The 23,567-nt window shown below is 55.7% G+C and carries 27 protein-coding genes; 7 read left to right on the plus strand and 20 right to left on the minus strand.

What is annotated here, in order from left to right; translation table 11 throughout:
- Positions 1-12 precede the first annotated feature (12 nt).
- Positions 13-1,341, minus strand: a complete 1,329-nt coding sequence (locus G411_RS0108730) for an acyl-CoA dehydrogenase family protein (protein ID WP_022958812.1) — start codon at positions 1,339-1,341, stop codon at positions 13-15.
- 146 nt (positions 1,342-1,487) lie between these two features.
- Here G411_RS0108730 and G411_RS21410 point away from each other — a divergent pair, with 146 nt between their 5' ends.
- Complete coding sequence (locus G411_RS21410) at positions 1,488-2,537, plus strand: AraC family transcriptional regulator (protein ID WP_084495390.1); 1,050 nt, start codon at positions 1,488-1,490, stop codon at positions 2,535-2,537.
- Here the strand turns inward: G411_RS21410 and G411_RS0108740 are convergent.
- Positions 2,507-3,445, minus strand: a complete 939-nt coding sequence (locus tag G411_RS0108740; protein ID WP_169530648.1) for an AraC family transcriptional regulator — start codon at positions 3,443-3,445, stop codon at positions 2,507-2,509. The two genes, G411_RS21410 and G411_RS0108740, sit on opposite strands and share 31 nt — an antisense overlap.
- A gap of 242 nt (positions 3,446-3,687) precedes the next feature.
- Between G411_RS0108740 and G411_RS0108745 the strand changes: the two genes are divergently transcribed.
- Complete coding sequence (locus G411_RS0108745) at positions 3,688-4,800, plus strand: saccharopine dehydrogenase family protein (RefSeq protein ID WP_022958815.1); 1,113 nt, start codon at positions 3,688-3,690, stop codon at positions 4,798-4,800.
- A gap of 499 nt (positions 4,801-5,299) precedes the next feature.
- Here G411_RS0108745 and G411_RS0108755 read toward each other — a convergent pair whose 3' ends face one another.
- The 4 genes from G411_RS0108755 to G411_RS0108770 all read right to left on the minus strand — a co-directional run bounded on the left by G411_RS0108755 (position 5,300) and on the right by G411_RS0108770 (position 7,778).
- Positions 5,300-5,791 carry a hypothetical protein gene (locus tag G411_RS0108755; protein WP_022958817.1) on the minus strand — a complete coding sequence of 164 codons (492 nt, stop codon included), beginning with the start codon at positions 5,789-5,791 and terminating at the stop codon, positions 5,300-5,302.
- A gap of 123 nt (positions 5,792-5,914) precedes the next feature.
- The gene (locus G411_RS0108760; RefSeq protein ID WP_022958818.1) at positions 5,915-6,739 is read right to left on the minus strand and encodes a hypothetical protein; all 825 of its coding nucleotides are present in this window, start codon (positions 6,737-6,739) and stop codon (positions 5,915-5,917) included.
- 117 nt (positions 6,740-6,856) lie between these two features.
- Positions 6,857-7,276, minus strand: a complete 420-nt coding sequence (locus G411_RS0108765) for a hypothetical protein (RefSeq protein WP_022958819.1) — start codon at positions 7,274-7,276, stop codon at positions 6,857-6,859.
- Between the two features lie 55 nt (positions 7,277-7,331).
- Entirely contained in the window at positions 7,332-7,778 is a 447-nt protein-coding gene (locus G411_RS0108770) for a hypothetical protein (protein ID WP_022958820.1), read from the minus strand.
- A gap of 317 nt (positions 7,779-8,095) precedes the next feature.
- On the opposite strand from G411_RS0108770, the gene G411_RS0108775 reads away from it, so the two are divergent.
- A complete protein-coding gene (locus G411_RS0108775; protein ID WP_022958821.1) occupies positions 8,096-8,503 on the plus strand; it encodes a DUF805 domain-containing protein in 408 nt (135 codons plus the stop codon).
- Between the two features lie 23 nt (positions 8,504-8,526).
- On the opposite strand, the gene G411_RS0108780 is transcribed toward G411_RS0108775, so the two are convergent.
- The 3 genes from G411_RS0108780 to G411_RS0108790 all read right to left on the minus strand — a co-directional run bounded on the left by G411_RS0108780 (position 8,527) and on the right by G411_RS0108790 (position 9,935).
- The gene (locus G411_RS0108780; protein ID WP_022958822.1) at positions 8,527-8,931 is read right to left on the minus strand and encodes a putative signal transducing protein; all 405 of its coding nucleotides are present in this window, start codon (positions 8,929-8,931) and stop codon (positions 8,527-8,529) included.
- Positions 8,932-8,952: 21 nt separating this feature from the next.
- On the minus strand, positions 8,953-9,618 hold the full coding sequence (locus tag G411_RS0108785) for a nitroreductase (RefSeq protein WP_022958823.1): 666 nt from the start codon (positions 9,616-9,618) through the stop codon (positions 8,953-8,955).
- 74 nt (positions 9,619-9,692) lie between these two features.
- Entirely contained in the window at positions 9,693-9,935 is a 243-nt protein-coding gene (locus G411_RS0108790; RefSeq protein WP_022958824.1) for a DUF2164 domain-containing protein, read from the minus strand.
- 103 nt (positions 9,936-10,038) lie between these two features.
- Here G411_RS0108790 and G411_RS0108795 point away from each other — a divergent pair, with 103 nt between their 5' ends.
- A complete protein-coding gene (locus G411_RS0108795; RefSeq protein ID WP_022958825.1) occupies positions 10,039-10,812 on the plus strand; it encodes a sulfite exporter TauE/SafE family protein in 774 nt (257 codons plus the stop codon).
- Positions 10,813-10,848: 36 nt separating this feature from the next.
- Here G411_RS0108795 and G411_RS0108800 read toward each other — a convergent pair whose 3' ends face one another.
- The gene (locus G411_RS0108800) at positions 10,849-11,787 is read right to left on the minus strand and encodes a hydrogen peroxide-inducible genes activator (protein WP_022958826.1); all 939 of its coding nucleotides are present in this window, start codon (positions 11,785-11,787) and stop codon (positions 10,849-10,851) included.
- Positions 11,788-11,921: 134 nt separating this feature from the next.
- Between G411_RS0108800 and G411_RS0108805 the strand changes: the two genes are divergently transcribed.
- Together G411_RS0108805 and G411_RS0108810 are read left to right on the plus strand one after the other, a co-directional pair.
- The gene (locus tag G411_RS0108805; RefSeq protein WP_022958827.1) at positions 11,922-12,581 is read left to right on the plus strand and encodes a carbonic anhydrase; all 660 of its coding nucleotides are present in this window, start codon (positions 11,922-11,924) and stop codon (positions 12,579-12,581) included.
- A gap of 12 nt (positions 12,582-12,593) precedes the next feature.
- Entirely contained in the window at positions 12,594-14,141 is a 1,548-nt protein-coding gene (locus tag G411_RS0108810; protein ID WP_022958828.1) for a SulP family inorganic anion transporter, read from the plus strand.
- A gap of 57 nt (positions 14,142-14,198) precedes the next feature.
- Here the strand turns inward: G411_RS0108810 and G411_RS0108815 are convergent, their stop codons facing one another.
- The 10 genes from G411_RS0108815 to ectA form a co-directional block, all read right to left on the minus strand.
- Positions 14,199-14,966, minus strand: a complete 768-nt coding sequence (locus G411_RS0108815) for an SDR family NAD(P)-dependent oxidoreductase (RefSeq protein ID WP_022958829.1) — start codon at positions 14,964-14,966, stop codon at positions 14,199-14,201.
- Entirely contained in the window at positions 14,950-15,795 is an 846-nt protein-coding gene (locus G411_RS19900) for an SDR family NAD(P)-dependent oxidoreductase (RefSeq protein WP_022958830.1), read from the minus strand. The genes G411_RS0108815 and G411_RS19900 overlap by 17 nt, the downstream gene beginning before the upstream one ends.
- The gene (locus tag G411_RS21415; protein WP_022958831.1) at positions 15,792-16,205 is read right to left on the minus strand and encodes a nuclear transport factor 2 family protein; all 414 of its coding nucleotides are present in this window, start codon (positions 16,203-16,205) and stop codon (positions 15,792-15,794) included. The genes G411_RS19900 and G411_RS21415 overlap by 4 nt, the downstream gene beginning before the upstream one ends.
- A gap of 30 nt (positions 16,206-16,235) precedes the next feature.
- Complete coding sequence (locus G411_RS0108830; RefSeq protein ID WP_022958832.1) at positions 16,236-17,138, minus strand: TIGR03619 family F420-dependent LLM class oxidoreductase; 903 nt, start codon at positions 17,136-17,138, stop codon at positions 16,236-16,238.
- 45 nt (positions 17,139-17,183) lie between these two features.
- Positions 17,184-17,849: a TetR/AcrR family transcriptional regulator gene (locus G411_RS21420; protein ID WP_157581193.1), complete on the minus strand. Its 666-nt coding sequence runs from the start codon at positions 17,847-17,849 to the stop codon at positions 17,184-17,186.
- A gap of 152 nt (positions 17,850-18,001) precedes the next feature.
- Entirely contained in the window at positions 18,002-18,889 is an 888-nt protein-coding gene (locus tag G411_RS0108840) for a TPR end-of-group domain-containing protein (RefSeq protein WP_022958834.1), read from the minus strand.
- On the minus strand, positions 18,877-20,316 hold the full coding sequence (locus tag G411_RS0108845; protein WP_022958835.1) for an aspartate kinase: 1,440 nt from the start codon (positions 20,314-20,316) through the stop codon (positions 18,877-18,879). The genes G411_RS0108840 and G411_RS0108845 overlap by 13 nt, the downstream gene beginning before the upstream one ends.
- 58 nt (positions 20,317-20,374) lie before the next feature.
- Positions 20,375-20,758 carry an ectoine synthase gene (locus G411_RS0108850; protein ID WP_022958836.1) on the minus strand — a complete coding sequence of 128 codons (384 nt, stop codon included), beginning with the start codon at positions 20,756-20,758 and terminating at the stop codon, positions 20,375-20,377.
- A 90-nt stretch (positions 20,759-20,848) separates the two neighbouring features.
- Positions 20,849-22,120, minus strand: a complete 1,272-nt coding sequence (gene ectB, locus G411_RS0108855; RefSeq protein WP_022958837.1) for a diaminobutyrate--2-oxoglutarate transaminase — start codon at positions 22,118-22,120, stop codon at positions 20,849-20,851.
- Positions 22,121-22,172: 52 nt separating this feature from the next.
- Positions 22,173-22,700 (minus strand): diaminobutyrate acetyltransferase, encoded by a 528-nt coding sequence (gene ectA, locus G411_RS19915; protein ID WP_037509050.1) that lies wholly within the window; start codon positions 22,698-22,700, stop codon positions 22,173-22,175.
- 232 nt (positions 22,701-22,932) lie between these two features.
- Here ectA and G411_RS0108865 point away from each other — a divergent pair, with 232 nt between their 5' ends.
- Positions 22,933-23,463, plus strand: coding sequence for a MarR family winged helix-turn-helix transcriptional regulator (locus tag G411_RS0108865; protein ID WP_022958839.1), 531 nt, complete (start codon positions 22,933-22,935; stop codon positions 23,461-23,463).
- The last annotated feature ends 104 nt before the right edge of the window (positions 23,464-23,567 follow it).

Below are 23,567 nucleotides of genomic sequence, written 5' to 3' on the forward strand. Positions count from 1 at the left end.
GGAAACTCCGCGTTACTTACCCAGCTTCTCATCGTCGATCAGATAGCTTCCGCCCTTGATCGCGAGTACTTCGTTGCAGCCGTCCTCAATCAATGAGGCACGGGCATCACGCAGCATTTTTTCCATCGGGTATTCTTTGGTCAGGCCATTGCCGCCAAAAATCTGCAGCGCGTCGCTGCACACCTCGAAGGAGTTTTGAGTACCGGTGGTTTTGGAGAACATGGCCGCACACAATGAGGGGACGGCTGTCTCCGGATCATTGTTGTAGTCCAGCCCACGACGGGTTATCGCCCGTGAGGCTTCAACTTTGCGGAACATGTGGAACAGGCGGGATTTGACCGACTGGTGATTGATAATCTGCGTACCGCCCGCGATACGCTCGTGAGCGTAGTCCAGCGCCATATCGGCGGCGGCCTGAGCCAGACCGGTGAAGGTGGCGCCCATCAGAGCATTGGCTTCAGCATGAATGCAGTACACGGCACGCTGATAATCTTCCGGACCGGCCAGCAGGTACTTGCGCGGCAGCCGAACGTTATCGAAGAAAATTTCGCCCTGGTTCAGCGCGCGCTGACCCATTTTATCCAGCGGCTTGCCGCGGGAAATGCCGGGCAGGTTCATCGGGAACACCAGCACACAGCCGTTTTGCGGGTCCGGGCCATTACCGCTGTCGGCAGCGCAGTAAAGAATGCAGACATCGGCGATAACGCCGTTAGAAACCCACGCCGCTTTCTGACCATTCAGAATAATATCGTCGCCGCGCAGGTCGGCCACGATATTCGGGCGACCGTATTTGCCCCCGGGCTGGGCAGCACTCAGACTGGGGTCGAGCATGTCTGAGCCGTGGTCGGGCTCGGTGATACCCCAGCAGCCCAGCATGGTATCGGGGAATTCTTCCAGCAGGTCAGCGCGGCCAAATTTGGCGCTCAGCCACTGAGGCAGAATGCCGGCACCCACAGAAATCGCCAGGCCGGCGTCGCCGTAACCCAGCTCTTCAAATAGAATGCCGAACAGCAGTGCCGCCTCACGGGGGGGCATTTGGCTCAGCGCTTCAATGGTGACGCCAAGCTCGAGATATTTTTGACGGAATTCCCAAAATCGCGAATCTTTGGCAATTACCTCTTCGGGGCTCAGGCGGTCCAGTTCAATGCCGATGGGGCGCACCACGTTCACGGCAAAGTCGCGCAGGGTTTTCTGGAATTCAGCAATATCCTCTGGCAGCGTGGCTTCAGCGCCAGACGGGGTCAGCTTGCTCTTAGGCGTAGCAGGCCAGCTGTACGGGGGAGCATCCAGATTGCGGTAATCGAATTCTGTGGTGTTTTCGGCAAGGGCGTGATCAGTCATGACGTTTCCTCTACATCGTTATGTTTGTTATTGGCGAGCAATCGCGTTGATAGGATATTAGCCATCGCGGCCGAAAAGGCAGATGTTTACAGCAGACATTCTGATTGTTAATTTACGACAGCCTTAAATTATGTGTGTCGTGACCCATGGAGATCCGCTCTTCACTGTCAGTGCCACCGGCCCGTCATCTGGGCTATGGCCTGAACCCGCTGATTACTCTGCTGAAAGAGCACGGTATCGACCCCCTGTTGGTCATGGAAAAGGCCTCCATTCCAGAGGAGGCGCTGGATAGCCCCACCTATCAGCTAACGCCGCAGCAGGAGCTGAGCTTCACGTCTGAAGTCATTCGCGCGCTGAATAAGCCCGAGCTGGGCCTGATTGTGGGCAGCCGTTACCACCTGTCGGCCTACGGCCTGCTGGGGCTGGCGGTGATGACCAGCGAAAACCTGATTGCCGGCATGCAGGTGCTATACAAAAACATCCTGATGACCTGGACCTACATGCAGTGGATCACCGCGATTTGCGACGAGCGTGCCTATGTCAGCCTGGAGCCGTTGCGGGATTTGGGGGACAGTCACCAGTACATGATCGACCGCGGGCTGGTCGCGTCGCATATTATTTTCAAGGAAGCACTGGGGCGGGATATTCCCGTGCAGGAAGTCTTCTTGCGCCAGCCCGAGCCGGTGTACGCCGACGAGTACCGCCGCTACTTCAACTGCCCGGTACACTTCAACGCGGTGGAAAACTGCTACGTCTTTGACAGCAGCCTGCTTTACGAGCCCCTGTTGCAGGCCGAGCCGGAAACCGCCCGCATTTACGACAGCCAGTGCGAGAAAATTTGCGCGCAACTGGCGCGCAACTACACCTTCTCGGATGTTGTCCGCAATCAGATCCTGTCTTCACCGCGAGAGATTTTCACGCTGGAAACTATCGCCGATCAGCTCGGCATGACGGCCCGCACCGTGCAGCGCAAGCTCAGTCAGGAAGACAGCAGTTACAAGAGCATTCTCGAAGACGTGCGCAAGAATCTGGCCGTGGAATACCTGCAAACCACCTCGTTTACCCTCGAGGAAATTGCCGTGCGCCTCGGCTATGCCGACTCATCCAGCTTCTGCCACGCCTACAAGCGCTGGACCGGCGTGAATCCGGGCGAGCTGCGAAACGCTCAAGCCAGCGACAAGCCGTCGCGGAACTGAGAAGGCGCACATCCCGACCAGCGCCGAAAGGCATGGCAGAAATGCGCGGGATCGCTGTAGCCCAGCAGCGAGGCGATCTGCTCAATACGCATATTGGTACCCTGCAAATACTCTCTGGCCAGCGCAAACCGCAGGTCGTCGACGATCTTCTGATAGCCGATACCGTGCTCACGCAGGCGCCGCCGCAGGGTTCGCCCAGACATATTCAGCTTTTCCGCCACCACCTCAATGCCCGGAAAGTAACCGGGGCGCAGCAACAGCATTTCCCGCACTTCATCCACAATGCTGTTTTCCTCCGACAACCGCGCCTTGATGCGCTCGCCGCGCTCAATGCACAACGCCGCGGTGTCGCTGTCGCACTGCAACATGGGCACATCGAGAATATCCATCGGCAGACTGATGGCGTGGCGACTGGAGGAGAATACCGGCAGGCGCCCGAATACCTCCACATAACGCGATTCGGCAACCTGACGGGGATGTTTGAACTCCACACGGGAAGGCACAAAATCGTCCCCCAGCAGACCGCGTAGAATCATAAACGTCGCCACCATCTCCCGCTCACTGAGCATCGGCACATCGTCGCGATGGTAGTCGTCGGCATCCATCAGCATCACCACCTCGCCGTGTTCAACGCGCATATCGTGCTCGTAGAACGCAAAGCTGAGTTCGACGAAGTGATAGGCCAGCTTCAGCGCCTCGCGCATGGTCGAGGCGCTCATCAAGGCGTAGCCGTACAGGCCAAACAGGCTGAGCGGGTAACAGCTTCCCACGTACAGACCAATACCGGGATCGCCACAGACCTGGCGAAGATTGCGCAGAAAAATCAGCTCCTGACTCAGGCTGACATGCTGCTCGGGGCGCTCCAGAATCGACAGCGACAGTCCGGTGCCCGCCAGGGCCTGAGCCACGGTTATGCCCTCGCTTCGCAACCGCTGCAACGGTGCCAAAACGGTTTTTGCGGAATGATATTTCGGTTTCATAAGCGTCTTTATATTTACTTCACACTCACGCTGATGTCCACTTTTCGCAATTACCTGTCCGTTTTTCGCATTCCCGAAACTTTCCCACAGGATTACTTTTTGTCTCGACGTTCAGCGCTGTGCTCGCAGCGTCGGCCAAGCCTCACAAAAAAAATTATAGGAGCAAGACCATGTCAGACACACCGAAAATCCTTATCTATGGCGCCAGCGGTTACACCGGCAAACTCGTTGCCGAGTGTCTAGCTCAGCGCAATCTGCCGTTCTACTTCGTCGGTCGCAACCAGCAAAAACTGGAAGATGCGCTGGCCATTGTCGAAGAGCGACTGGGCCACAAAGCCCCAGCCACCATCGTTCGCGCCAACAACGACAAAGCCGAACTGGCTCCCCTGTTTGAAAAAGTCGAAGTCGTGATCAACGTTGCCGGCCCCTTCATGCAGCTCGCCTGGCCAGTTGTCGAAGCCTGCCTGGAAAACAACTGTCACTACCTCGACACCACCGGCGAGCAAGACTTTGTTATCGCGGTACGCGACAAGTACGGCAAAGCCTTTGCCGAGAAAAACCTGCTGTTGAACCCCGCCAACTCCTACATGTGGGCAGCGGGTGCGCTGGCGGCTGAAGTCGTGCTGGAAACTGAAGGCGTCGACACCCTGGACATCACCTACCAGATCAACAACGCACTGCCTTCACAAGCCTCAACCAAATCCTTCCTGCGCATGGTAAACAACCCGCAGTACATGATTAAAGACGGCGAAATGGTGGAATGGCAGGGCGACCGTCACTTTACCGTGAGCGTTCCCCACCTGTCGCAGCCCGTGCTGGCATTGCCGTGGAGCGGAGGCTGTGAACCCGCTTGGTACGAACACGACGACCGCGTGCGCAACTGCCGTGTACTGACCGCCTTCGGTGACGAAATCATCGAAAACGTGGTAGCGGTTATCCACCGCTTCCAAGAAGAATCCAAGGGCATGACCCAGGAGCAGAAAGAAGAGCTGACCAACCGCTACGGCGACGAAATGACCCCCGCCGAACCGCCGAAAGACTGCCGCGATCTGCACCGCACCGTCATCACCTGTATCGGTCAGGGTCGTCAGGTCACTACCGTGTTCCCGCTGTCGCTGAACGCGCCCTACACCTTCACCGGCGAAATCTGCGCCGAAGGTGCCGAGCGTCTGCTCAACGGCCAACTCAAAGCCGTCGGCTTCCAAAGCGCCACCGGCGCCTTTGGTCACCGCGAGCTGCTCCAGCGATTCCACGAACTGGGATATACCAACCTGCCCGGGTAAAACAACTCCACCCAACAAAAAAGCCCCGCGTCAGCGGGGCTTTTTTGTTGGGTGGAGTATTTGGCTGAGTCTTTCTAATCAGGTATGCCTACTTTTAAAGTCGTTCGCTCTTATTTTTATGAGCAACATATCAAATACTCACTAAAGCTATACCCGAGACTGAAAGCAAAGCCCAAACTAGCTGAAGCCAGTATTTTTTTGTCATCAACACAGACGTAAAAATTATCGGCAAGGCTAGCACTGCACTAAATATAAAAGCGTACCCTTTCGCACCCTCGAATGCAGGCTCATTGTACGCCACCAAAAAGCCAGCCAGGAAACTCAGCCCTGGAAAACTTAGTACCGCGAAGATAGCCCTGAACTTTAGAGTATTTCTTATTCTTTCCATCTAAACTAACTTCCTAGGGCTTTTGAGCTAGAAACCGCATCTATCATTCTTGGGTAACTCGGCCTTATTAAGGGGCCACAGGCGGCGAAGCCGCGCTTTAAGTAGTCCCATTTAAGCAATTTTTATATCATTTCGATAAGACTTATAATCTAGCTCTGATGCTTCAATTAAATCGTAGTATCTGTTAGTCGTAATCACTCGGCTTTTTGCGAAGTCTTTTATATTTGGATCATCAACCATAACATTCTCCCAGTATTTGATGACCTCATCTCTAGGGGACGTAGTGATTTCGCTAGCTGCATATGCAATAGACCTGCTCAAAGACTCCTTAATCTTATCTATTTGATAAAGGCTGCCTTTATAGAATGGATACTCCCCATCCAAGTAATCAGCGTAGCGCTCCAGATTTTCTCTAATCATGACATGATTTTGATTGATCTTTTCTTCGCTCACATCCTTATTGAAATTGATTTCATTTATGAGCATTGCTGTCTCAAAAGAAAGCCTATTCAAATCGGCTCTGTCCTGACCAAACAAATCGCCAAACCAAAATATAAGACCAGAAACAGTTATTACAGCTAACAATGAAAGTGCATTTTTCATTGTTAGATATAACACCTAAAATTACGATCGCTTGAAACGATACCCGCTCTTGTGGAAACAAAAGTGGGTGGCAGGTCAAACTTCAATTAAATCGATTTTTTAGATCCACTCTCGGCTATGCCCCTAGTCACTTTTTTCACCAATTCGAAGTTTCTTTCGAGGTATCGCGGCGCTATCGAGAAGTGCCTCTATGAGCCGGTTTGCGTTGGTTCTGCTTTGAGATTGCTTGCCTTCGACCCATAGGCTTAGTGATGAGAGGACAGCAAGTATGAAGTCCTTGGAAAATACGATAGCGATCATAAGAAACCAAAACAGCACAGCGACTATCATAATTAGGAGAAGCACATCAGACGGCTTCTGATAAATCTCGAAAATGAAGTCCACGGGAACTGCGGATGTTTCGTAAGCGCGCAGGAGCACAAGCGCTGAAACAGACAACGCAAAAATCATGAAAGAAACAACGCGGGCTTTAGAGTCTGGGTCGTAAATTGAGCGCGCCAATGACTGAAGCGAAGGACCCAACGTGCTCCTATGTTTTTCCTTCAGGTCAAGGGAGTCACTCAGCTCCTTAGCCAAAGAGAAATATTCAGTACGTGGGACATCAACAATGGCTTCCAACCATGCTCGCTTGGCATCGGACAGATCCCTGAAATTTCTGCCCATAGCCGTACCAACCTTTCGTTTGGCCCTTTGGTCTTTCAAAAAGTTCACTGCAAGCCACACGACAATGAATACGATCTCGGAGCCAAAAGCAAAGCTGGAAATCTCCTTTTCAGAAAAGTGAGCAGCCAATTCCTGTTTATAAAAAAGCATGCAAACCACACCGGCACTGAAGCATGCAAAGCTCAGTGCAACAGCCAATGTGTAGATGCTTACTAGGCCGATATGTGCACGATAACTGTAGAACGCTTCGTAATAGCGATGCGAAAGGGTGTGTAGATCCTTCATAGGCCTTGACGCCAACCGCAGCGCAATACAGAACTGAGCGCCTTTTGTGCTAACTTTTTAGCGCCAGTGAGTAGTATAAAACGCGCGCGGATATGACTATCCGACAGCCGATTTTCGTTAGGTGTGGCTGACTTGGATAAGAAACTCATTGATTGCTGACCTCAATTCCATGTTCTTTATTTTAGTAGCCTCTATTTTTGCTTCCGCTGCTAGACGCTTAGCTTCTTTTAAATTCTGGTTATCGAAGTGGCTTTCAGCCATTGCAAGTTTTATCGATGCGGAGTATTCAGCCAGCTTCAACCTAGATGAACAACTAAGTCCTTTTTCATAAGCGGTCTGTGCCTCGATATAACTTTCGGAGAAATCTCCTAGAGCTTCCCACTGAAGAGGATGATCCAGTTTTGTACCTTCATTACTTTCACACAACTCCTTTAGTACTGCGTAAGCTTCGGCACCGGAATTTTCATCATTTCTTGCCGAAGCATCCACTATCTTCAATGCTAAGCTGTGAATTACTTCGTATAGTGGTGCAGTCATTTTTTTACACCTAACGCTATGGTCACGCGCTCGTTGCGCACACCGTTTTATTAACTCATTTCCGAGCGGCGGACTTTAGATCCACAGCATCAGAAAAAGTTGAGCGATAACGCTCGGCCTTTTCTGCGTCCAATCCGATAAGGATGGTTGCGCTGCTATCCCAGCAAGCTATTTCAAAGCTAGCCCCGCCTAATTGAGGCACTAGCTCAGAGACATCCCAGTAGTTCGAGTTGCCATCAACAAATGGTGCGTCTCTAACATCGGCCCGCATTCCTTTAGGAAAGGCGCTGAATACGGCCCAAGAAAACTGAATATCGTCACTAGTGATCAGAAGCTCGAGTTCACTGCCGGAATACCATCCCTCGGCAAACTGAAAGCCATTCGTCTCAATATCGCTTAAGTACCAATCGTAATCAGAGCAACTAATGCCCAATGCCGCTATGACCTCACGTATATTTGTAAAAAAACGTACTTGGTCGGTTCGTTCCAAGATCAAGTTCATACTGGCTCTACAAGTTAACATCCTAATAACAAGTGCGCTCGGTAAACAGAATAGCGAGGGAGATCTGATATGCACTGCCTCAAAATCCCTATGTGGCGGTTTTTTGTACTTCGTTTCCGCGCCTGAGAAAAACGCGCCAATGCCTTTCAATTTAGGTCAGTTACTTACATTTGTATAGCCGACTTTCCAGCTACTCGCCCGCCGCTGACTAAAGGAACACTTATCAGGAGCACGACACCAGCAGTACCACTCTATCGATAAGCTGGCTACACTACGATGAACCCCGCAAAACAGCAGAGACACAGGAGCGTCTGAATATGTCGGAATCCATGCCCACCCCGTTTGAGTGTTACTTGAATGCCTGGCGACGCTATGTCGATTTCAATGGGCGCTCACGTCGTCGCGAGTACTGGTTTTTTGTGCTGTTCAATGTGCTGATCAGTATTGGCTTGGGCATCATTGATGGCATCTTCGGGCTGGGCAATATGGAGATGGGTGTGGGGCTGCTCAGCTCACTGTACGGTTTGGCAGTATTGCTGCCGTCACTGGGCTATGCCGTGCGCCGCTGCCACGATATCGGCCGCAGTGGCTTGTGGCTGTTGCTGCTGGTCATTCCTTTTCTGGGGCCGCTGATTATTCTGGTTTTCATGCTGATGGACAGTGAACCGGGCAGCAATGACTTTGGCCCGAACCCCAAGGGAGAAGAGACGGTCGAGGAAGTCTAGTCAGCGCAACACGCCGCCAGCCATTAGTCTGCGGCGTGTTTGTTGATGTGCCCGCAGTCGCGGCAACGGTGGGTATTTCTGGCGGGAAACAGCGGAAAATCCAAGCCGAGAAAGACCAGAAACGCCCATCGTCTTCCCCGCTGAAACGGCTCTGTGTTGCGACTGCCGCAAAGTTCGCAGGCCTCGGCTTCTACCCCCTGCTGCTCCTCAACCAGCTCGCTGCAATCTTCGCCCAACAGTGCCAACGCCTGCTCGACAAAGGGTGGCGGCACCTGCAAACGCACACCGCCCATGGCGTTGGAATACAACCACTGCATGTTGATGGTGTTTTCGTCAGCAACAAACGCGGGAATGCCCTCCGACTCCAGCTTGGCCCTGGCAATATGCGCCTCGTAGGGAAAGGAGTAGTGGGCAATGGTCTTAAGCATTGAGCCGACACATAGTGATGATCAGGAAATCAGCGTAACCGTATCTTCCAGCGGCGCGCGATCCATAATCACTTTATTGATCTGCTCGCCCTCGGCTTCATAGCCAAATGACAGGCCGCAGATAATGCCGTGCCCGTCGGGCAGCTTGGCAAGCTCCATTACCGGGTCAGGATAGAACGCCAGGGCGCCCTGGGGAATACTTGCCAGTCCGTAGTCGACCAGCAGCAACATGAGGGTTTGCAGGTAGATGCCGATATCGACGGCATTGACCGGCCCCATGTCGGTGGGCATGGAGATAAAGGCGACATGGGGGGCGCCGAAGAACTGCCAGTTCTTCAGCATCAGAGCCTGACGTTTGTCTTTTTCGTGACGCTCGATACCCATGGTGCCGTAGTAGGTCATTGCGCAGTCGTACTGACGCTCTTTGTACACGCCCTGCAGTCCTGCATCGCCGGGTTTGAACGCGGGTGAGGGCGCTTTGCCGCTGAGAATTTCGGTGACGATGGCGTCTTCGAGCTTTTTGCGCGCGTCACCGGAAACAACGGTGACGTGCCAGGGCTGGGTGTTGCAGTTGGACGGTGCATGGCGGGCGATGTCGAGGATTTCCCGCAGCGTTTCCTCGGGCACAGAGTCGGGCTTGAAGCCGCGGATGGAGCGGCGGGCTTTTACAGCGTCAGCAACGCGCATGATGTTATTGTCCTCTGGGCAAAATCCCAGTCTAAACGGGCGCGATGGGGCGGAACAAGCTCTGGTGGGCCAGCTTAGCGGCCGGGGGTCTTCTCCAGCGCCAGAATGGCGTCATTGAGTTCGTCGATGCGGCCACTCAGCACCGTCTGAGCATCGTAAAGGCCTCGGTTGTAGAAATAGGCGCCGAGATTGTCGCTGATGAAATCGAGCAGAAACTCCACTTCGAACTGCCCCAACTCCCGGTCCAGTTCCTCTGCCATATAGCTTTTAAGCGTCTCGCAGAGGGCTTCTCGCTCCTGTTTTGAAAATTGCATCATCACGCTATCTCCTTGGCTTGCCTATGTCTCGAATTCGCGCCCTGCCTCGCACTGTCGTTCTACCACCAGTACAATGCCGCCTCCGGCTCACACAGGAACGCCTATGAACGATCTCGCGCTGTACCAGTATATGCTCATTGGCCTGATTTTTATCTGGAGCGGGATTGTGCGCTCCGGACTGGGCTTTGGCGGCGCGGTATTGTCTTTGCCTTTTCTGCTGTTGGTACACAACGATCCGCTGGTCTTTCTGCCGCTGATCTCGGTGCATCTGCTGATCTTTTCCTCCATCACCATCAGCCTGAATCATCGCAAGCTGAAGCACAGCGGCTACTCGCAGCCGGGCTCGGTGGACTGGGCGTACCTGTGGAAAATTCTCGGCATTATGATTGTGCCCAAGCTGCTGGGCGTGGTCGGTTTGATTACCCTGCCGGGCGGCATACTCAGTGCGATTATTTTTGCGATCGTGATGGTATTTTCGCTGGGCTACATCTTTAACAAGCCGTTTCGCAGCAACAATCGCTGGGTCGACGCACTGTTTCTGATATTGGGTGCCTACATCAGCGGTACTTCGCTGATTGGCGCGCCGCTGATTATTGCGGTTGTTGCCCAGCATGTGGCGAAGGAGCGGCTGCGGGATACGCTGTTCGCCCTGTGGTTTATTCTGGTGACCATTAAAATGGCAGCCTTCGTGTGGGCGGGCGTCGACCTCCAGCTTCGTCATCACCTGTGGCTGTTACCCTGCGCGACGATTGGTCACTTTATTGGCCTGCGCGTCCACGACTATATGCTGCGCGCCGAAACCCCGTTGTTCTTCCGGGTTATCGGCACCGTTTTGTTCGGGGTCAGTATTGCGGGGCTGTGGCAGTCGGTTTTCTGAGCCGGTCCCATATAGTCAGCCCTGGCTTAGCCGGCCTTAGAAGACACTAACGACATCACCCAGCCGCTGCTTGATGATGTTTCTGAGATAGGCGGCCAGCTCCCGGTAGAATATCCGCCCCGGTGCTGACGCCCGCCAGACCAATGCATGCTGACGGTTGATGGGCATGGATTTAAGCTCACAGACGTGCAGCGCCTCGGGGATGTGCATTTCCGAGTGCACATATAGGCCCGGCAGAAATGCCACACCCAGCCCCATGACCACCATCTGCCGCAGGGTATCGAGACTGGTGCCTTCATAATCCCGCAAGACCGTCGCCCCCAGTTTGTCGCACAGGTCGTGCACCTGATGGTGGAAGTGGTGCTTTTCCTCCAGCACCAGCACGCTCTCGCCGCGCAGTTGTGAGGGGGTTACGACCTGCCTACCTGCCAGACGGTGTTCAGCGGGCACCACAAACTTTAAGGGCTCGGTGAACAGGGGTTCTATTGCCAGATCAGGCGAGACCAGGGGCAGAGGAACAATGGCGAGATCCAACCCGCCCTCGATGAGTTCCTGCTGCAATGCCCTCGGCGCCCCCTCTCGCACATAGAGCTTCATATCGTGATAGCGCTCGTGCAGCTCACCCAGTACGTTGGGCAACAGATACGGCCCCACCGTGGGCGGAATGCCCAGTTTGTAGGTGGTCTGGTGGCCGAGGGATAACAGTTCGGCACTGTCGCTGAAGCCACGCATGGCAAGCAATACCTCTCTCGCCTGTTGGAGTAACTCCCGCCCCTCTGGCGAGGGCAGCGTACCGTTACGTGAGCGCTCCAACAGGGTGAGCCCGAGCATGGCCTCCAGGCTGGCAATCTGGCTGGTCAGTGCGGGCTGACTGACGCCCAGCTCCTCAGCAGCACGCCGATAACTACCGAACTCAGCCACCGACAGGAAATACTGGAGCTGCCTCAGGCTGGGCGATTTCTTGGCGAGAATCACAGCGGCACACCCTCAATCTGGTGATAACTTTTAGTTATCATAAAATGGGATTTATTCTTATAAAGCTATCACGAAATAATAATCAACCGCCATTGTGGCGTTCAATTTACCCGCAACCTTGATGGAGAGTACCCGTGGATCACGTTATTTCCGGCGTTGCCAAGTTTCAGAAAGAAGTCTACCCCAGCAAAGAGACCACCTTCCGTAAACTGGCCGAAGGTCAGAACCCTGAAGTGCTGTTTATCACCTGTGCCGACTCGCGCATTGACCCCAATCTGGTGACACAAACAGACCCCGGCGAGCTGTTTATCTGTCGCAATGCGGGCAATATCGTTCCCCCTCACAGCAACCAGACGGGCGGCATGACTGCCTCTATCGAGTTCGCTGTTGCCGCACTGGGCGTGTCACATATCGTCGTCTGTGGCCACACGGACTGTGGCGCGGTTAAAGGCGCCATCAATCCCGAGAAACTGGACTCGCTGCCCCACGTTCGCGAGTGGCTGGGCCACTGCCGCGCCGCCACTGAGGTGGTAAAAGAGCGTTGCGGCGAGGACCAGCTCTGTCTTGACCACCTGGAAGCAGTGACCCAGGAAAACGTGGTTCTGCAAATGCAGCATCTGCGCACACACCCCGCCGTCGCCGCCAAGATTGCGACCGGGCGCGTCGCACTGCACGGCTGGATTTACAACATCAAAACCGGTGGTGTGACCTGCTACAACGAAGAAAGTGGTGAGTTCGAACCGATGGACTCTCGCTACGAAGCGTTTTCCCACAAAGCCGCTGTCACCGTCTAAGGAGACTTAGCAATGAAGACAGAGTTATCTCTCCGGGAGATCAAGAGTGATCTTCCGGCCAGTATCGTCGTTTTCTTTGTCGCCCTTCCGCTATGTCTCGGTATTGCGCTGGCCTCCGGCGCACCGCTGTTTTCAGGCATCATCGCCGGGATTGTCGGCGGCGTCATCGTCGGCGCTGCCAGTGGCTCCCGACTCGGGGTCAGTGGTCCCGCTGCAGGGCTGGCGGTCATCGTATTTGATGCGATTACCACGCTGGGCACCTGGGAAATCTTCCTCTGCGCCGTGGTGCTGGCGGGCATTATCCAGTTGGCACTGGGCTTTTTTCGCGCGGGGTTTATCGCCTATTTTTTTCCCTCATCAGTGATCGCGGGCATGCTCACCGGTATTGGTCTGCTCATTATCATCAAGCAGATCCCCTACCTGTTCGGCTGGCATAGCGACTTCCTCGGTGAGCAGACCTTCTTCCACGCCAACGGCGAGAACACCCTTTCAGCCATTTCCCACGCATTCGACATGATGTCGCCGATTGCGCTGACGATCTCGGCGGTATCGCTGGTGTTGCTGGTGCTCTGGGATAAGGTGCTGGCAAAACAGCACCGCATCTTCAAGCTGATTCAGGGCCCGATCGCGGTGGTTTTGCTGGGCATTCTGGTCTCATTCCTGCTCACTCAGAACGGTGCCGGACTCGATAGCAGTCAGCTCGTTGTGCTGCCAGAGCTGGGCAGCTTCTCCGCCTTCGCTCAGGAGCTGTCGTTCCCGGATTTCTCGGCGGTATTCAGCTGGGAAGTGATCAGCATTGCGTTTGTGATTGCCATCGTCGCCAGTATTGAAACGCTGCTGAGTGTCGAGGCCACCGACAAGCTGGACCCGCAGAAGCAGGTCACACCGACTAACCGCGAGCTCAAGGCGCAGGGACTGGGTAATATTTGTTCGGGCCTGATCGGCGGCTTGCCTATCACCCAGGTGATCGTGCGCAGCTCGGCCAATATCACCTTTGGCGCCAAGACCAAGCTGTCGTCCATCCTCCACGGCTTCATGCTGCTGATCAGTGTGGTCAGCATCGGTTCGCTGCTGAATTACATTCCGCTGGCGTCACTGGCGGCGGTGTTGATTATTGTCGGCTACAAGCTGGCAACCCCCAGCGTATTCGCGGTGATGTTCCGCAACGGTGCCGAGCAGTATGCGCCGTTTGTGACGACTATCGCGGTGATGCTGTTTACCGATCTGCTGACCGGTGTATTGGCGGGACTGGCAGTGAGTGTGTTCTTTACACTGAAACACAGCTACCGGAACGACTATCACTTCAAGGATACGGTGTCTTCTGACGGCGAGTATGAAACCCACCATATTGTGATGGCGGAAGAAGTCTCGTTCTTCAACAAGCCCAGCATTCTGAAGAAGCTGAATGAAATCCCCGAAAACTCCCAACTGATTCTGGACTTTTCCAATTCCAAATCCGTGGCCTTCGACGTGATCGAGCTGGTGCGGAATTATATTGATCAAGCCCAGTACCGGAATATCAAGGTCGAAACCATCAAGTTTCAACCCGATCCCCAGTAGGGCAGCGTAAGGCCGGCGCTACTCCCTGGCGTCGGCCCCACGGTCAATCCACATGAACTACAGCGTGTGTGGATTGACCATCACCCCGCCATCTACATCCAGCTTTGCGCCAGTAATAAACGACGCACGATCCGAGCAGAGATACGCCGCCGCATCGGCAATTTCGTGGGGCTCGCCCACCCGTCGCATGGCATGAACACCCGCCGTTTCCGCTTCGGCGTCCGCCACCGAATCGAAATACATCTGCAAGGCCGGTGTGCGTACCGCGCCGGGATTAATGGCATTTACCCGAACACCGCGCTGGGCAAATTCCGCCGCCGCCGTGCGCGTAGCGGCCAGCACACCCCCTTTTGCCGCACTGTAGGCAATTTGGAGGGCTTCACCGCGCACGCCGGAGAGCGAGGCAATATTAACGATCGCCCCGCCCCCGGCTGCCAGCATGGCGGGTATCTGGTATTTCATTCCCAGCCAGACGCCTTTCAGGGTTACGTCCTGCGCCAGTTGCCAGCGCTTTTCCTCAAACTCGGTGAGCGGCGCAAAGCCCCCGCCCAGCGCAGCATTGTTAACCGCACAGTGCAGCGCGCCAAAGTGTTCAACGCAATCGTTAACAGCCTGGCGTTGCTCGGCCTCTTTTGCCACATTGGCGTGGATCGCCAATGCCTCGCCGCCCGCCTGACGAACCAGTGCCACGGTCTCCTCAGCGCTGTCACGGTCGTAGTCCAACACCGCCACTCGCGCGCCATCGGCCGCGAAGGTCAGCGCACAGGCGCGGCCAATGCCGCTGCCCGCGCCGGTAATCAAGGCGACTTTATTCTGCAGCAGCATTGTGCGCCTCCCCAAACAGCTTTCCGTGAAGCTGCGGTGCAAAAATCACCGCCCGGTGATGATGCTCCAGTGCCGCATCGTCCTCCGCCAGCCAGCGAATAATAGCGGCGACGTGCTCTGGCGGCGTGGCATTGAACCGGGCAGCGATTTTTTCATCCAGACCATTGGCCCGCATCACTTCGGTGTAGACAAAGCCCGGCTCCACGGAGAAGAAACGCACACCGCTGTCGGCATGCTCGACGCGCAATGCCGGCATCAGACGGATCAGCGCTGCTTTGGAAGAAGGGTAGGCAAAGCCCCAGCCGCCCTCGTCAGCCGGGGCAGGAGGGTCATTGATTGCCGAACCGGAGACCATATTGATTACGGCACCGTTGCCCCGTGCCAGCATCCCGGGCAGCAGCTTTTGCACCAGCAGCACCGGCGCCTGCACATTCCCGCGGTAGATGTTGTCGATCTGCGCCAGCTCCACATCCAGCACCCGCTGCATATTGCCCGGCCCCTGATAGCAGGCGTTGTTAAACAGCAGATCCACGCGTCCGAAGTGCGCTAGTGCGTCGTCGGCGGCGGCCGCGACGGAGTCCAGATCGAGAATATCGGAACGCAGACAGAGTACCTGGGCCCCTTCGGCGCGGGCCCGCTCTGCGGTCGACTCCAGACTGCCGGGCAGCGGCGCAGTGTTACTCCGCCAACTGCCGTGTTCGTGGGATTCACCCTCACTCATGGTACGGGCGGTAATGGCCAGGTCGTATCCAAAGCGGGCTAGCTGGACAGCCGTTGCCGCACCGATGCCCCGGCTGGCACCGGTAATAAACGCCACTTTGCGATTCATTGAGCGACCTCCAGGGGCCGATCTTCCTGCCAGACCAGCGTCAGATCGCGGCTGAGGTACTTGCCGATGCCGTCACGCAGCACAATCACATCGTGGTAACGAATCCCCATATCCATTTTCCAGCGACGCCCGTCGCGCTCGTAAAAATGGGACGCGACGCAGTAGGTTTCGCCGCGGTATTCCTCGCCCTGCCATTCGCCGAACTGGCTGCCTAGCATATGAAAGGTGTGGGAGAAGTGCTCAAGCATGCCCAGATTACCGGTAAACTGCTCACGAGATTCTGCCGCAAAGCCCGGGCCGCGCTGGCTGAACTCGGGCCACATAATCTGTTCAAGCTCGCCGAAACAGCGCTGATCGATGCAGCGCACGTAGTGGTTAGCCAAGTGATTGGGAAGGGTATTTTTATCCATTTATGTTCTCCTTCAAGACCGCTTAGCAGCTCAGGCGCCCAGACGGCTTTTGACTTCCGCGAGGCGACCAAAGAATTCGTCGAAGGCTGCCGGGTCCTGCACGAAGTAGAGCGGCAGAATTTCAATATAGTTGGCACCGGCTTCCAACATGGCGGGAATCGTGTCGATGGTGGCCTGAAAATCCGGCACACCGTCGGCGCCAAATTTGTGGTCGACCATAGCGCGTACCGACAGCGCATCGGGGTCCCGCCCGGCGGCTTCAAATGCGCGTCGCAAATCCCTGACGCCTTGCCCAAAAATCGCGGGGTCCTGTTCGATAGGAATCCAGCCATCGGCGACGGCAGCAATAGACGCGCAGTTTTCCGGGGTGGCCTTGACGCCCACCCAGCACGGCACGTTCTCCGGCGCGGGGCGGCAGTAGATATCATCAAACGCAATGTGCTCGCCGTGATAGCTTGCCGGCGCGGATTTCCACAATGCCTTCATTGCTGCAATCTGCTCAAACATCAGTGCCTTGCGCCCCTTGAACGGCAAACCACTGGCGTCGAATTCCTCGCGCTGCCAGCCCGTTCCCAGCCCCATGACCATGCGGCCCGGTGCAAAAGCATTGAGCGTTCCGACCTGCTTGGCCAGCAATGCAGCCGAACGCAGCGGGGAGATGAGCACGCCCTGTGACAGCTCAATATGCTGGGTGGCCGCCGCAATGGCGGCCTCGGTGGTGATCGGCTCCAGCCAAGGGGTTTCCGGCGGGCTGGGAAATTCGCCGTAGGGATAGCGGTCGGTGCGGCTTCCCATCACCACGTGGTCGGTCATGCTGAGCTGGTCGATGCCAGCCGCTTCGGCTTTCTGGGCAACCTCAATCAAGCCCCGCGGATCACCGCCGTAGAGATTTTCCAGGCCATAGATGCCTATCGTGAGTTTGAACTTCGACATGGTTTTTCCTCGTTATTATCATTTTTTATGATTATTGGCTGGCGCTCAGCGCGCCGGTAGTTCCGCGCTGATCAGGGCTGCCAGACTTTTCAGCACAGCACTGATGGCGGCCGGACGATCCAACTCACCCCGGCCATAGGCCAGCGCGTAGTTTTTGGTAATGGCGGTGCAGTTTTCCAGCAGCAGCCGCGCGGCGTTATCGCCGATACCCAGCGCGTCAAAATAGCGCAGCCAGCGGTGTTCGTAGCGCGAAATCAGCGTTTGTTGATACTGCTGAAAGTCCTCGTTGAGCTCGGGAATACAACGCAGAATCAAGCCACCGCAGCCGTACTCATCCACCACGTCCCAAATCAGCGCCTCCATTTCAGCGCTGAGACGGCCATCCCCGGACAGTCCTGACACCAGACCGGAGTACTGCTGCTCGCAGGAAAAGGCAGCGTCCAGACGCTGGTAGAAGGCTTCGGATACCGCAATATATATATCGCTGCGGCGGGGGAAGTAGCTGTAGATCAGCGGTCGACCACAACCCGCCAGCTCTGCCAGACGCTGATGCTTGAGGGCATCTAATCCCTCAAACTCCACGATATAGCTGGCCAACTTAACGAGTTGAGTATGCCGCTCTTCGCGGCTGGCGCGCTGATTCAAATGCCCGATCAAGGCAAGACGCTGCTGGGCCGCAGAGGGCGCAGGACTGGCTTGTGCTGTGGTCACCGGAACGCCTTGTTGAATAAGAGATGTTTTCAGCATCCCTTCTTAATGACATTTTGTCAACAACAAGGCCGCACTTCAGTTATCAGTGAGTTGAGAGAAAAAAGAGAGGGAAGGGGCCGTCGCACATCGCGACATGCCCCGCAAGAAAAGACTTATACCGCCGAGTCGTTCAGCTGCGCGTCCAGCAGTTCGTGCAGCAGGGGGTGCTCACGAAGTTGCTCCAGCGCGGCGTCGCGCTCCAGTTCCTCGCGATAAACTTCGGTCTGCGCAACCGCCTTGGCAAAGTAGCGCGCGGCGTCATCAAGGTGGCCCATCGCGGAGTGAGCGCAGGCAAGCTGATAGAAGGCGTGGCCGTTGGTTTCATCGTGAGCGAGCGCTTGCTGGCAAAGGTTTACCGCCCATTGGGGCTCTCCCTGATCCAGCGCCGCATCGGCCTTGTAGGTTATGGCTTCGATGTCGTTGGGACGAATCGCCAGAATCTGGTCGTAGATGGCGATTTTGCCCCCCGGCGTGCTTTCCTGGCTCGCTCGCAGCCACAGAGAGTGGATCTCCTGGGTGCGACTGATTTCCTCGCGGTTCAGCTCGATATGTGCCGTTTCCTGCTTGAGCTGCTTCTCGATCACCCGCAGGCGTTTCTCATATTCCCCCACCAGCTCGGCCACCTGATCGTTGGCAACGCTGTGCACCTTCTCTTTGATATCGCGCAGCGAGTTCCAGCCAATCAAGACCAGCGCCGAACTGACGCCGGCGATGAGGTAGAAGAAATAGGTCACCGTATCGGTGGCATAACTCACCGCTTTATCGGCGGCTTCAAGCTCACGATCCACGACTTCCGCGGCCAGTTCACGGTGCTTGCGCTCCATATCGATACGCAGGGAACGCACTTCATCCAGCAGGTAACGCTCGATAAACGGCGAATACAGCGGTTCTTTCATTTCATTGATATGCGACTCCAGCTCGGCATCCCCGTCGGGGGTTGCCGGCGCTGCGGCGGCCAACAATGGCAGCCACAGACTCAGGAGTATGATCAGGCGACGCATATGGCTTCACCGTGGTCGTGAACCTCCACCAGACAGCGGTGCAAGTTCGCCACAGCGGCCTCGTAATCGTCCTCGTTGATCACGAACTGCATATCAACCTGGCGCATGGACTGATGCATGGCCAGCACGCTGATGTCTGCCGACGCCAACGCAGATACGGTTTTCGCCAGCATGCCCGGCACTTTCATATCGCTGCCAATCGCCGACACGATGGCAACTTTGCGGGTGCTGACTTCCGCCGTCGGGAATTCTTCGCTCACCACCTTCACAATGCGCTTGACGGTTTTCAGGCTGGTGCCCAGGTAGTGGGTGATCGTGTTGGCGTTGATATCCTTGGTGATCACGGTTGCCTTGAAACGCGAGATCGCACTCAGGATTTTCTGTTCGTATTCCCACAGCGAACCGACCATGTCCTGATCGAAGACTTCCAGCGCATAGACCTGCTTGCGCCCGGCGATGATTTCCACACAGGGGCTCTCGCTGTGATAGTCGCCATCGATCAGTGTACCGCCATGCTCAGGCTCAAAGGTGTTCTTCACGCGCAGGGGAATATTGTCCTGACGCAGGCCTTTTGCCGCACGGGGGTGAATCGCTTCCATACCGAGGTTGGCAAGCTGGTCCGCCACATCGTAGTTGGTGCGACCGATCGGTACGACCTTGTCGGCGCCAACCAGACGGGGGTCGGCACTGCTCAAGTGGTATTCCTTGTGAATGACCGCCTCGGCCGCGTTGCTGATCACCGCCATACGGCTGAAGGTCATCTCGCTGTAGCCGCGATCGAAGGTCGCCATCAGCCCTTCTTTACAATAGGCATAGCCAGTAACAATCGGCAGCTCACGATCCAGATTGATGCCTGCCAGCTCCTGACTGATATGCTCATCCAGCGGTACCGCGACTTCCATGCGCCAGCCGGAAAGGTCGACGAAGCGGGCGTTCACGCCATCCCGCTTGAGCAGATGGGCGGTATTCCAGGCACTGTGAACCTCCCCGATACTGGCCAGCATTTCGCGCACAGTCAGCAGGTGATCTTCCAGACCAAAGTGGCCGTGCTGACACAGGCGATGCAGATTGTCCATGCAGCGCTCGGCTTCAAACAGGCGACCATCGATAAAGGCATTGGCCTCGTTGAGCTGCTCGGTATTGTCGAACAGCTCGGCGTTAATGTTGTGCAGCATTTCGCCGACACCGCGCAGCGCTTCGCGCCACAGGGCCTCGCTGCCTTCCTCGTCGGCGAACAGCGCGTAGACGCCGGGGTTGCCGTTGCGCTTGTTCTCCAAGAGCAGGTCCGTAACGCCGCCGTAGGCCGACACCACGAAAATGCGACCGTAAAGCTCGTCGTCCTTGCGACCACCTTTGATGATATTGTCGCGCACGGCGACATAATCACTCATCGAGGTGCCGCCGATTTTTTCTACACTGTGTGACATGCTGTGCTCCATTCGTTGATCAGAAAAAAGGTTTGCGTTACCGCAACTTCTCTCGCAATCAGTCGATGGGATAAACACCGTTTTCGTCGTGGACTTCGCGACCACTCAGCGGGGGATTGAAGACGCAGGCCATCTGCATATCTTCGCTGCCACCACGCAGCAGGTGCTTGTCGTGTTTGTCGAGCAGGTAGAGGGTGCCCGGCTCAATTTTGTAGACCTTGCCATCGTCGACGGTTTCAATCTCGCCGTTACCCGCCATGCAGTACACCGCTTCCAGGTGGTTCTGATAGTGGATGGGCGTTTCGGTACCCGCATAGATAGTGGTGATGTTGAACGCGAAGCCCATATTGTCGTCCTTGAGGGACATACGCACGCTGCGCCAGTTGCCGCCTTTCACATCGCGTTCAGTGTTCTGACATTCTTCCAGGGTTCTAACAATCATTGTTTGCCTTCCAAATTCGGTTTGAATAAACGCGCCCGCTGCCGTAGCAGCGGGCGCTCAAATATGTTTTGCCGAATAGTGCCGGGTGGATCAGGAGGCTTTCTTAACCTCTTTCAACATCACCTCGGCGACCGCTTCAGCCATGATGTCCAGGCCGCGGATCAGTGCATCTTTCTCGATGGTCAGCGGGCAGAAGCACTTCACGATGTGACCGCGGTTACCGCAGGTCTCGATGACCAGACCACGCTCAAAACAGGCGCGGGCCACGGCATCGGCGGTGTCACCATCGTTCATCACCAGGCCCTGCATCATGCCGCGACCTTTCACACCGACTTTGGTCACGCCATAGCGGTCAGAGATTTTCTTGAAGCGGTCGCTGACAATCGCCGCCTTTTCAATGACCTGGTTGGCGAAGCTTTCGTCCTGCCAGAAGTGGCGCAGTGCGGCGGCCGCGGTGATAAAGGCATGGTTGTTACCGCGGAACGTACCGTTGTGCTCACCCGGCTCCCAGACATCCAGATCGGGGCGCAACAGCACTACCGCAAAGGGCAGGCCATAACCACTGAGCGACTTGGACAGGGTCACGATATCGGGCTTGATGCCGCTGGGCTCAAAGCTGAAGAAGGTGCCTGTGCGACCACAACCCGCCTGAATATCATCGACAATCAGCAGAATGTCGTGCTTGCGGCAGAGTTTTTCCAGACCGCGCAGCCAGTCGGCGTTGGCCACATTCAAGCCGCCCTCGCCCTGCACACACTCGACAATCATGGCGGCAGGCAGATCGACACCAGACGACGGGTCGCTGAGCAGCTTGTCGATCATTTTCAGGCTGTCGACATCGCGACCGTGGTAGCCACAGAACGGCATCCGAGAAATATCGCCCAGCGCCACGCCCGCACCACCGCGGTGATGGCTGTTACCGGTAGCCGCGACACTGCCAAGGGTCACGCCGTGGAAGCCATTGGTGAACGACACAATAGTGTTGCGACCGGTCACTTTACGCGCCAGCTTCATCGCCGCCTCAACAGCGTTGGTGCCGGTGGGGCCCGTAAACTGGAAGGTGTACTCCAGATCACGAGGCTTGAGAATGTGCTCGTTGAAAGCGCTCAAGAACTCGGCCTTCGCTGCCGTGTGCATATCCAGACCATGCGTGATGCCGTCACGGCTGATGTAATCCACCAGCGCTTTTTTCAATGCGGGGTGGTTGTGGCCGTAGTTCAGCGTGCCCGCGCCGGCAAGAAAGTCCAGGTACTTGTTGCCCTCGGTGTCGTAGAGGTATTCGCCCTGGGCTTTGTCAAAGGTAACCGGGAAAGACCGGGCATAACACTGAACTTCAGATTCAAGCTGATCAAAAATAGTCATGGTTTGTCCTCGTAATTTCGTTAGTTGTTCTAAATCGACGACGGAAAAGTCTTTACGCGCGCTGACCGAAGGGACCGATGCGCAGCAGTGCCTCACTGTCGTGATGGCCCTGAAAGTGCGCCTCGCGCTCAAACCAGATGTGGTGGTTGAGCTCGGTGTCCATGTCCCGCGCAAAGCTGCGAAACAGGGCCCAGGAAGCGTCGTTGTCCGGGGTGATGGTGGTTTCGAGATAGCGCACATTCTCACAAGCCGGGCGCCGCACAATTTCTTGCATCATGCGTTTGGCCAGACCGCGTCCGCGCTGACTTTTATCCACCACAACCTGCCATACGAACACAGTGTCGGGCTTGGCAGGGGGAATGTAGGCCGAAATGAATCCCACCAGTTGCCCGTCTTCTTCAACGGCAACCGAGGTATCGGCAAAGTGGGTGCACTGCAGCAAATTGCAGTAGACCGAATTCGGGTCGAGGGGTGGACTGTTCTCCACCAACTTGTTGAGGGGATAGCCATCTTCGGCCGTTGGCTGGCGAAAGACGAGCTGGAAAGCGTCCGCTTGCGTCGCTTCTTTTGATTTCAACACAATTGATTTGTGTTCATTATAAATCGGGATTGCCAACATCGCTTAAATACCTACAAATCAACGCGATGCACCGATTTCTGAACCCAACCTCCTAAATAATTAGTTAGTACACGATGAATTATAACGCGATAGCTGGGTATTTTTCAAACAGATAGCGGCTTATTGCTGCATCAATGCGATGCATTTTCCCGGCGAGAGCCCTAAAATAGCGCGATCAAGAGGGAACACCACCATGAATGCTGACGCTAATATCGAGGCTGTTTTGATCGCCCTGCGACGGGTGACCCGTGCCGTCGACCTGCACTCCAAACACCTGATGAAAACCTCGGGCCTGACCGCACCACAGATGTTAATTTTGCAAACACTGCGGGATCACGGCGACGCCATCATTTCGGACATCGCCAAGCAAGTCAGCCTCAGCCAGGCTACCGTGACCAGCATTATCGACCGCCTCGAAAAGCGCCAGCTGGTGGTGCGCGAGCGCTCCAGCCAGGATAAACGCAAAGTATTTGCCTGCCTGACCGACGAGGGCGCCGAAATCATTCGCAATGCCCCCACCCCGCTGCAGGAATATTTCAAGCGCCAGTTTCGCGATCTGCAGGACTGGGAGCAGATGCAGATCATCAGCTCCCTGCAGCGCGTCGCCCAGATGATGGATGCCCAGCACATCGATGCCGCACCGCTACTCGACGTGGGTGCAATCGACCGACAAAGCGAGCACGAGCCCTCGCGCTTTGGCTTTGACGATAAAGACGAGAAGTAAATCGCACACCGGGCAGCCACTGGCTTGCCCATTTTCCGGAAACACCACTACGCTTAATCCGCCTGCAGCTGATCTGTAAGGCGGGTCGACGCGTAATGCCTACA

This window comes from Spongiibacter tropicus DSM 19543 (assembly GCF_000420325.1).
Lineage (GTDB): Bacteria > Pseudomonadota > Gammaproteobacteria > Pseudomonadales > Spongiibacteraceae > Spongiibacter > Spongiibacter tropicus.

Excerpts from the sequence above, each read along its gene's own strand:
- G411_RS0108730 (WP_022958812.1), bottom strand. The coding sequence starts at position 1,341 with ATGACTGATCACGCCCTTGCCGAAAACACCACAGAATTCGATTACCGC.
- G411_RS21410 (WP_084495390.1), top strand. The coding sequence starts at position 1,488 with ATGGAGATCCGCTCTTCACTGTCAGTGCCACCGGCCCGTCATCTGGGC.
- G411_RS0108745 (WP_022958815.1), top strand. The coding sequence starts at position 3,688 with ATGTCAGACACACCGAAAATCCTTATCTATGGCGCCAGCGGTTACACC.
- G411_RS0108755 (WP_022958817.1), bottom strand. The coding sequence starts at position 5,791 with ATGAAAAATGCACTTTCATTGTTAGCTGTAATAACTGTTTCTGGTCTT.
- G411_RS0108760 (WP_022958818.1), bottom strand. The coding sequence starts at position 6,739 with ATGAAGGATCTACACACCCTTTCGCATCGCTATTACGAAGCGTTCTAC.
- G411_RS0108765 (WP_022958819.1), bottom strand. The coding sequence starts at position 7,276 with ATGACTGCACCACTATACGAAGTAATTCACAGCTTAGCATTGAAGATA.
- G411_RS0108770 (WP_022958820.1), bottom strand. The coding sequence starts at position 7,778 with ATGAACTTGATCTTGGAACGAACCGACCAAGTACGTTTTTTTACAAAT.
- G411_RS0108775 (WP_022958821.1), top strand. The coding sequence starts at position 8,096 with ATGTCGGAATCCATGCCCACCCCGTTTGAGTGTTACTTGAATGCCTGG.
- G411_RS0108780 (WP_022958822.1), bottom strand. The coding sequence starts at position 8,931 with ATGCTTAAGACCATTGCCCACTACTCCTTTCCCTACGAGGCGCATATT.
- G411_RS0108785 (WP_022958823.1), bottom strand. The coding sequence starts at position 9,618 with ATGCGCGTTGCTGACGCTGTAAAAGCCCGCCGCTCCATCCGCGGCTTC.
- G411_RS0108790 (WP_022958824.1), bottom strand. The coding sequence starts at position 9,935 with ATGATGCAATTTTCAAAACAGGAGCGAGAAGCCCTCTGCGAGACGCTT.
- G411_RS0108795 (WP_022958825.1), top strand. The coding sequence starts at position 10,039 with ATGAACGATCTCGCGCTGTACCAGTATATGCTCATTGGCCTGATTTTT.
- G411_RS0108810 (WP_022958828.1), top strand. The coding sequence starts at position 12,594 with ATGAAGACAGAGTTATCTCTCCGGGAGATCAAGAGTGATCTTCCGGCC.
- G411_RS0108815 (WP_022958829.1), bottom strand. The coding sequence starts at position 14,966 with ATGCTGCTGCAGAATAAAGTCGCCTTGATTACCGGCGCGGGCAGCGGC.
- G411_RS19900 (WP_022958830.1), bottom strand. The coding sequence starts at position 15,795 with ATGAATCGCAAAGTGGCGTTTATTACCGGTGCCAGCCGGGGCATCGGT.
- G411_RS21415 (WP_022958831.1), bottom strand. The coding sequence starts at position 16,205 with ATGGATAAAAATACCCTTCCCAATCACTTGGCTAACCACTACGTGCGC.
- G411_RS0108830 (WP_022958832.1), bottom strand. The coding sequence starts at position 17,138 with ATGTCGAAGTTCAAACTCACGATAGGCATCTATGGCCTGGAAAATCTC.
- G411_RS0108840 (WP_022958834.1), bottom strand. The coding sequence starts at position 18,889 with ATGCGTCGCCTGATCATACTCCTGAGTCTGTGGCTGCCATTGTTGGCC.
- G411_RS0108845 (WP_022958835.1), bottom strand. The coding sequence starts at position 20,316 with ATGTCACACAGTGTAGAAAAAATCGGCGGCACCTCGATGAGTGATTAT.
- G411_RS0108850 (WP_022958836.1), bottom strand. The coding sequence starts at position 20,758 with ATGATTGTTAGAACCCTGGAAGAATGTCAGAACACTGAACGCGATGTG.
- ectB (WP_022958837.1), bottom strand. The coding sequence starts at position 22,120 with ATGACTATTTTTGATCAGCTTGAATCTGAAGTTCAGTGTTATGCCCGG.
- G411_RS0108865 (WP_022958839.1), top strand. The coding sequence starts at position 22,933 with ATGAATGCTGACGCTAATATCGAGGCTGTTTTGATCGCCCTGCGACGG.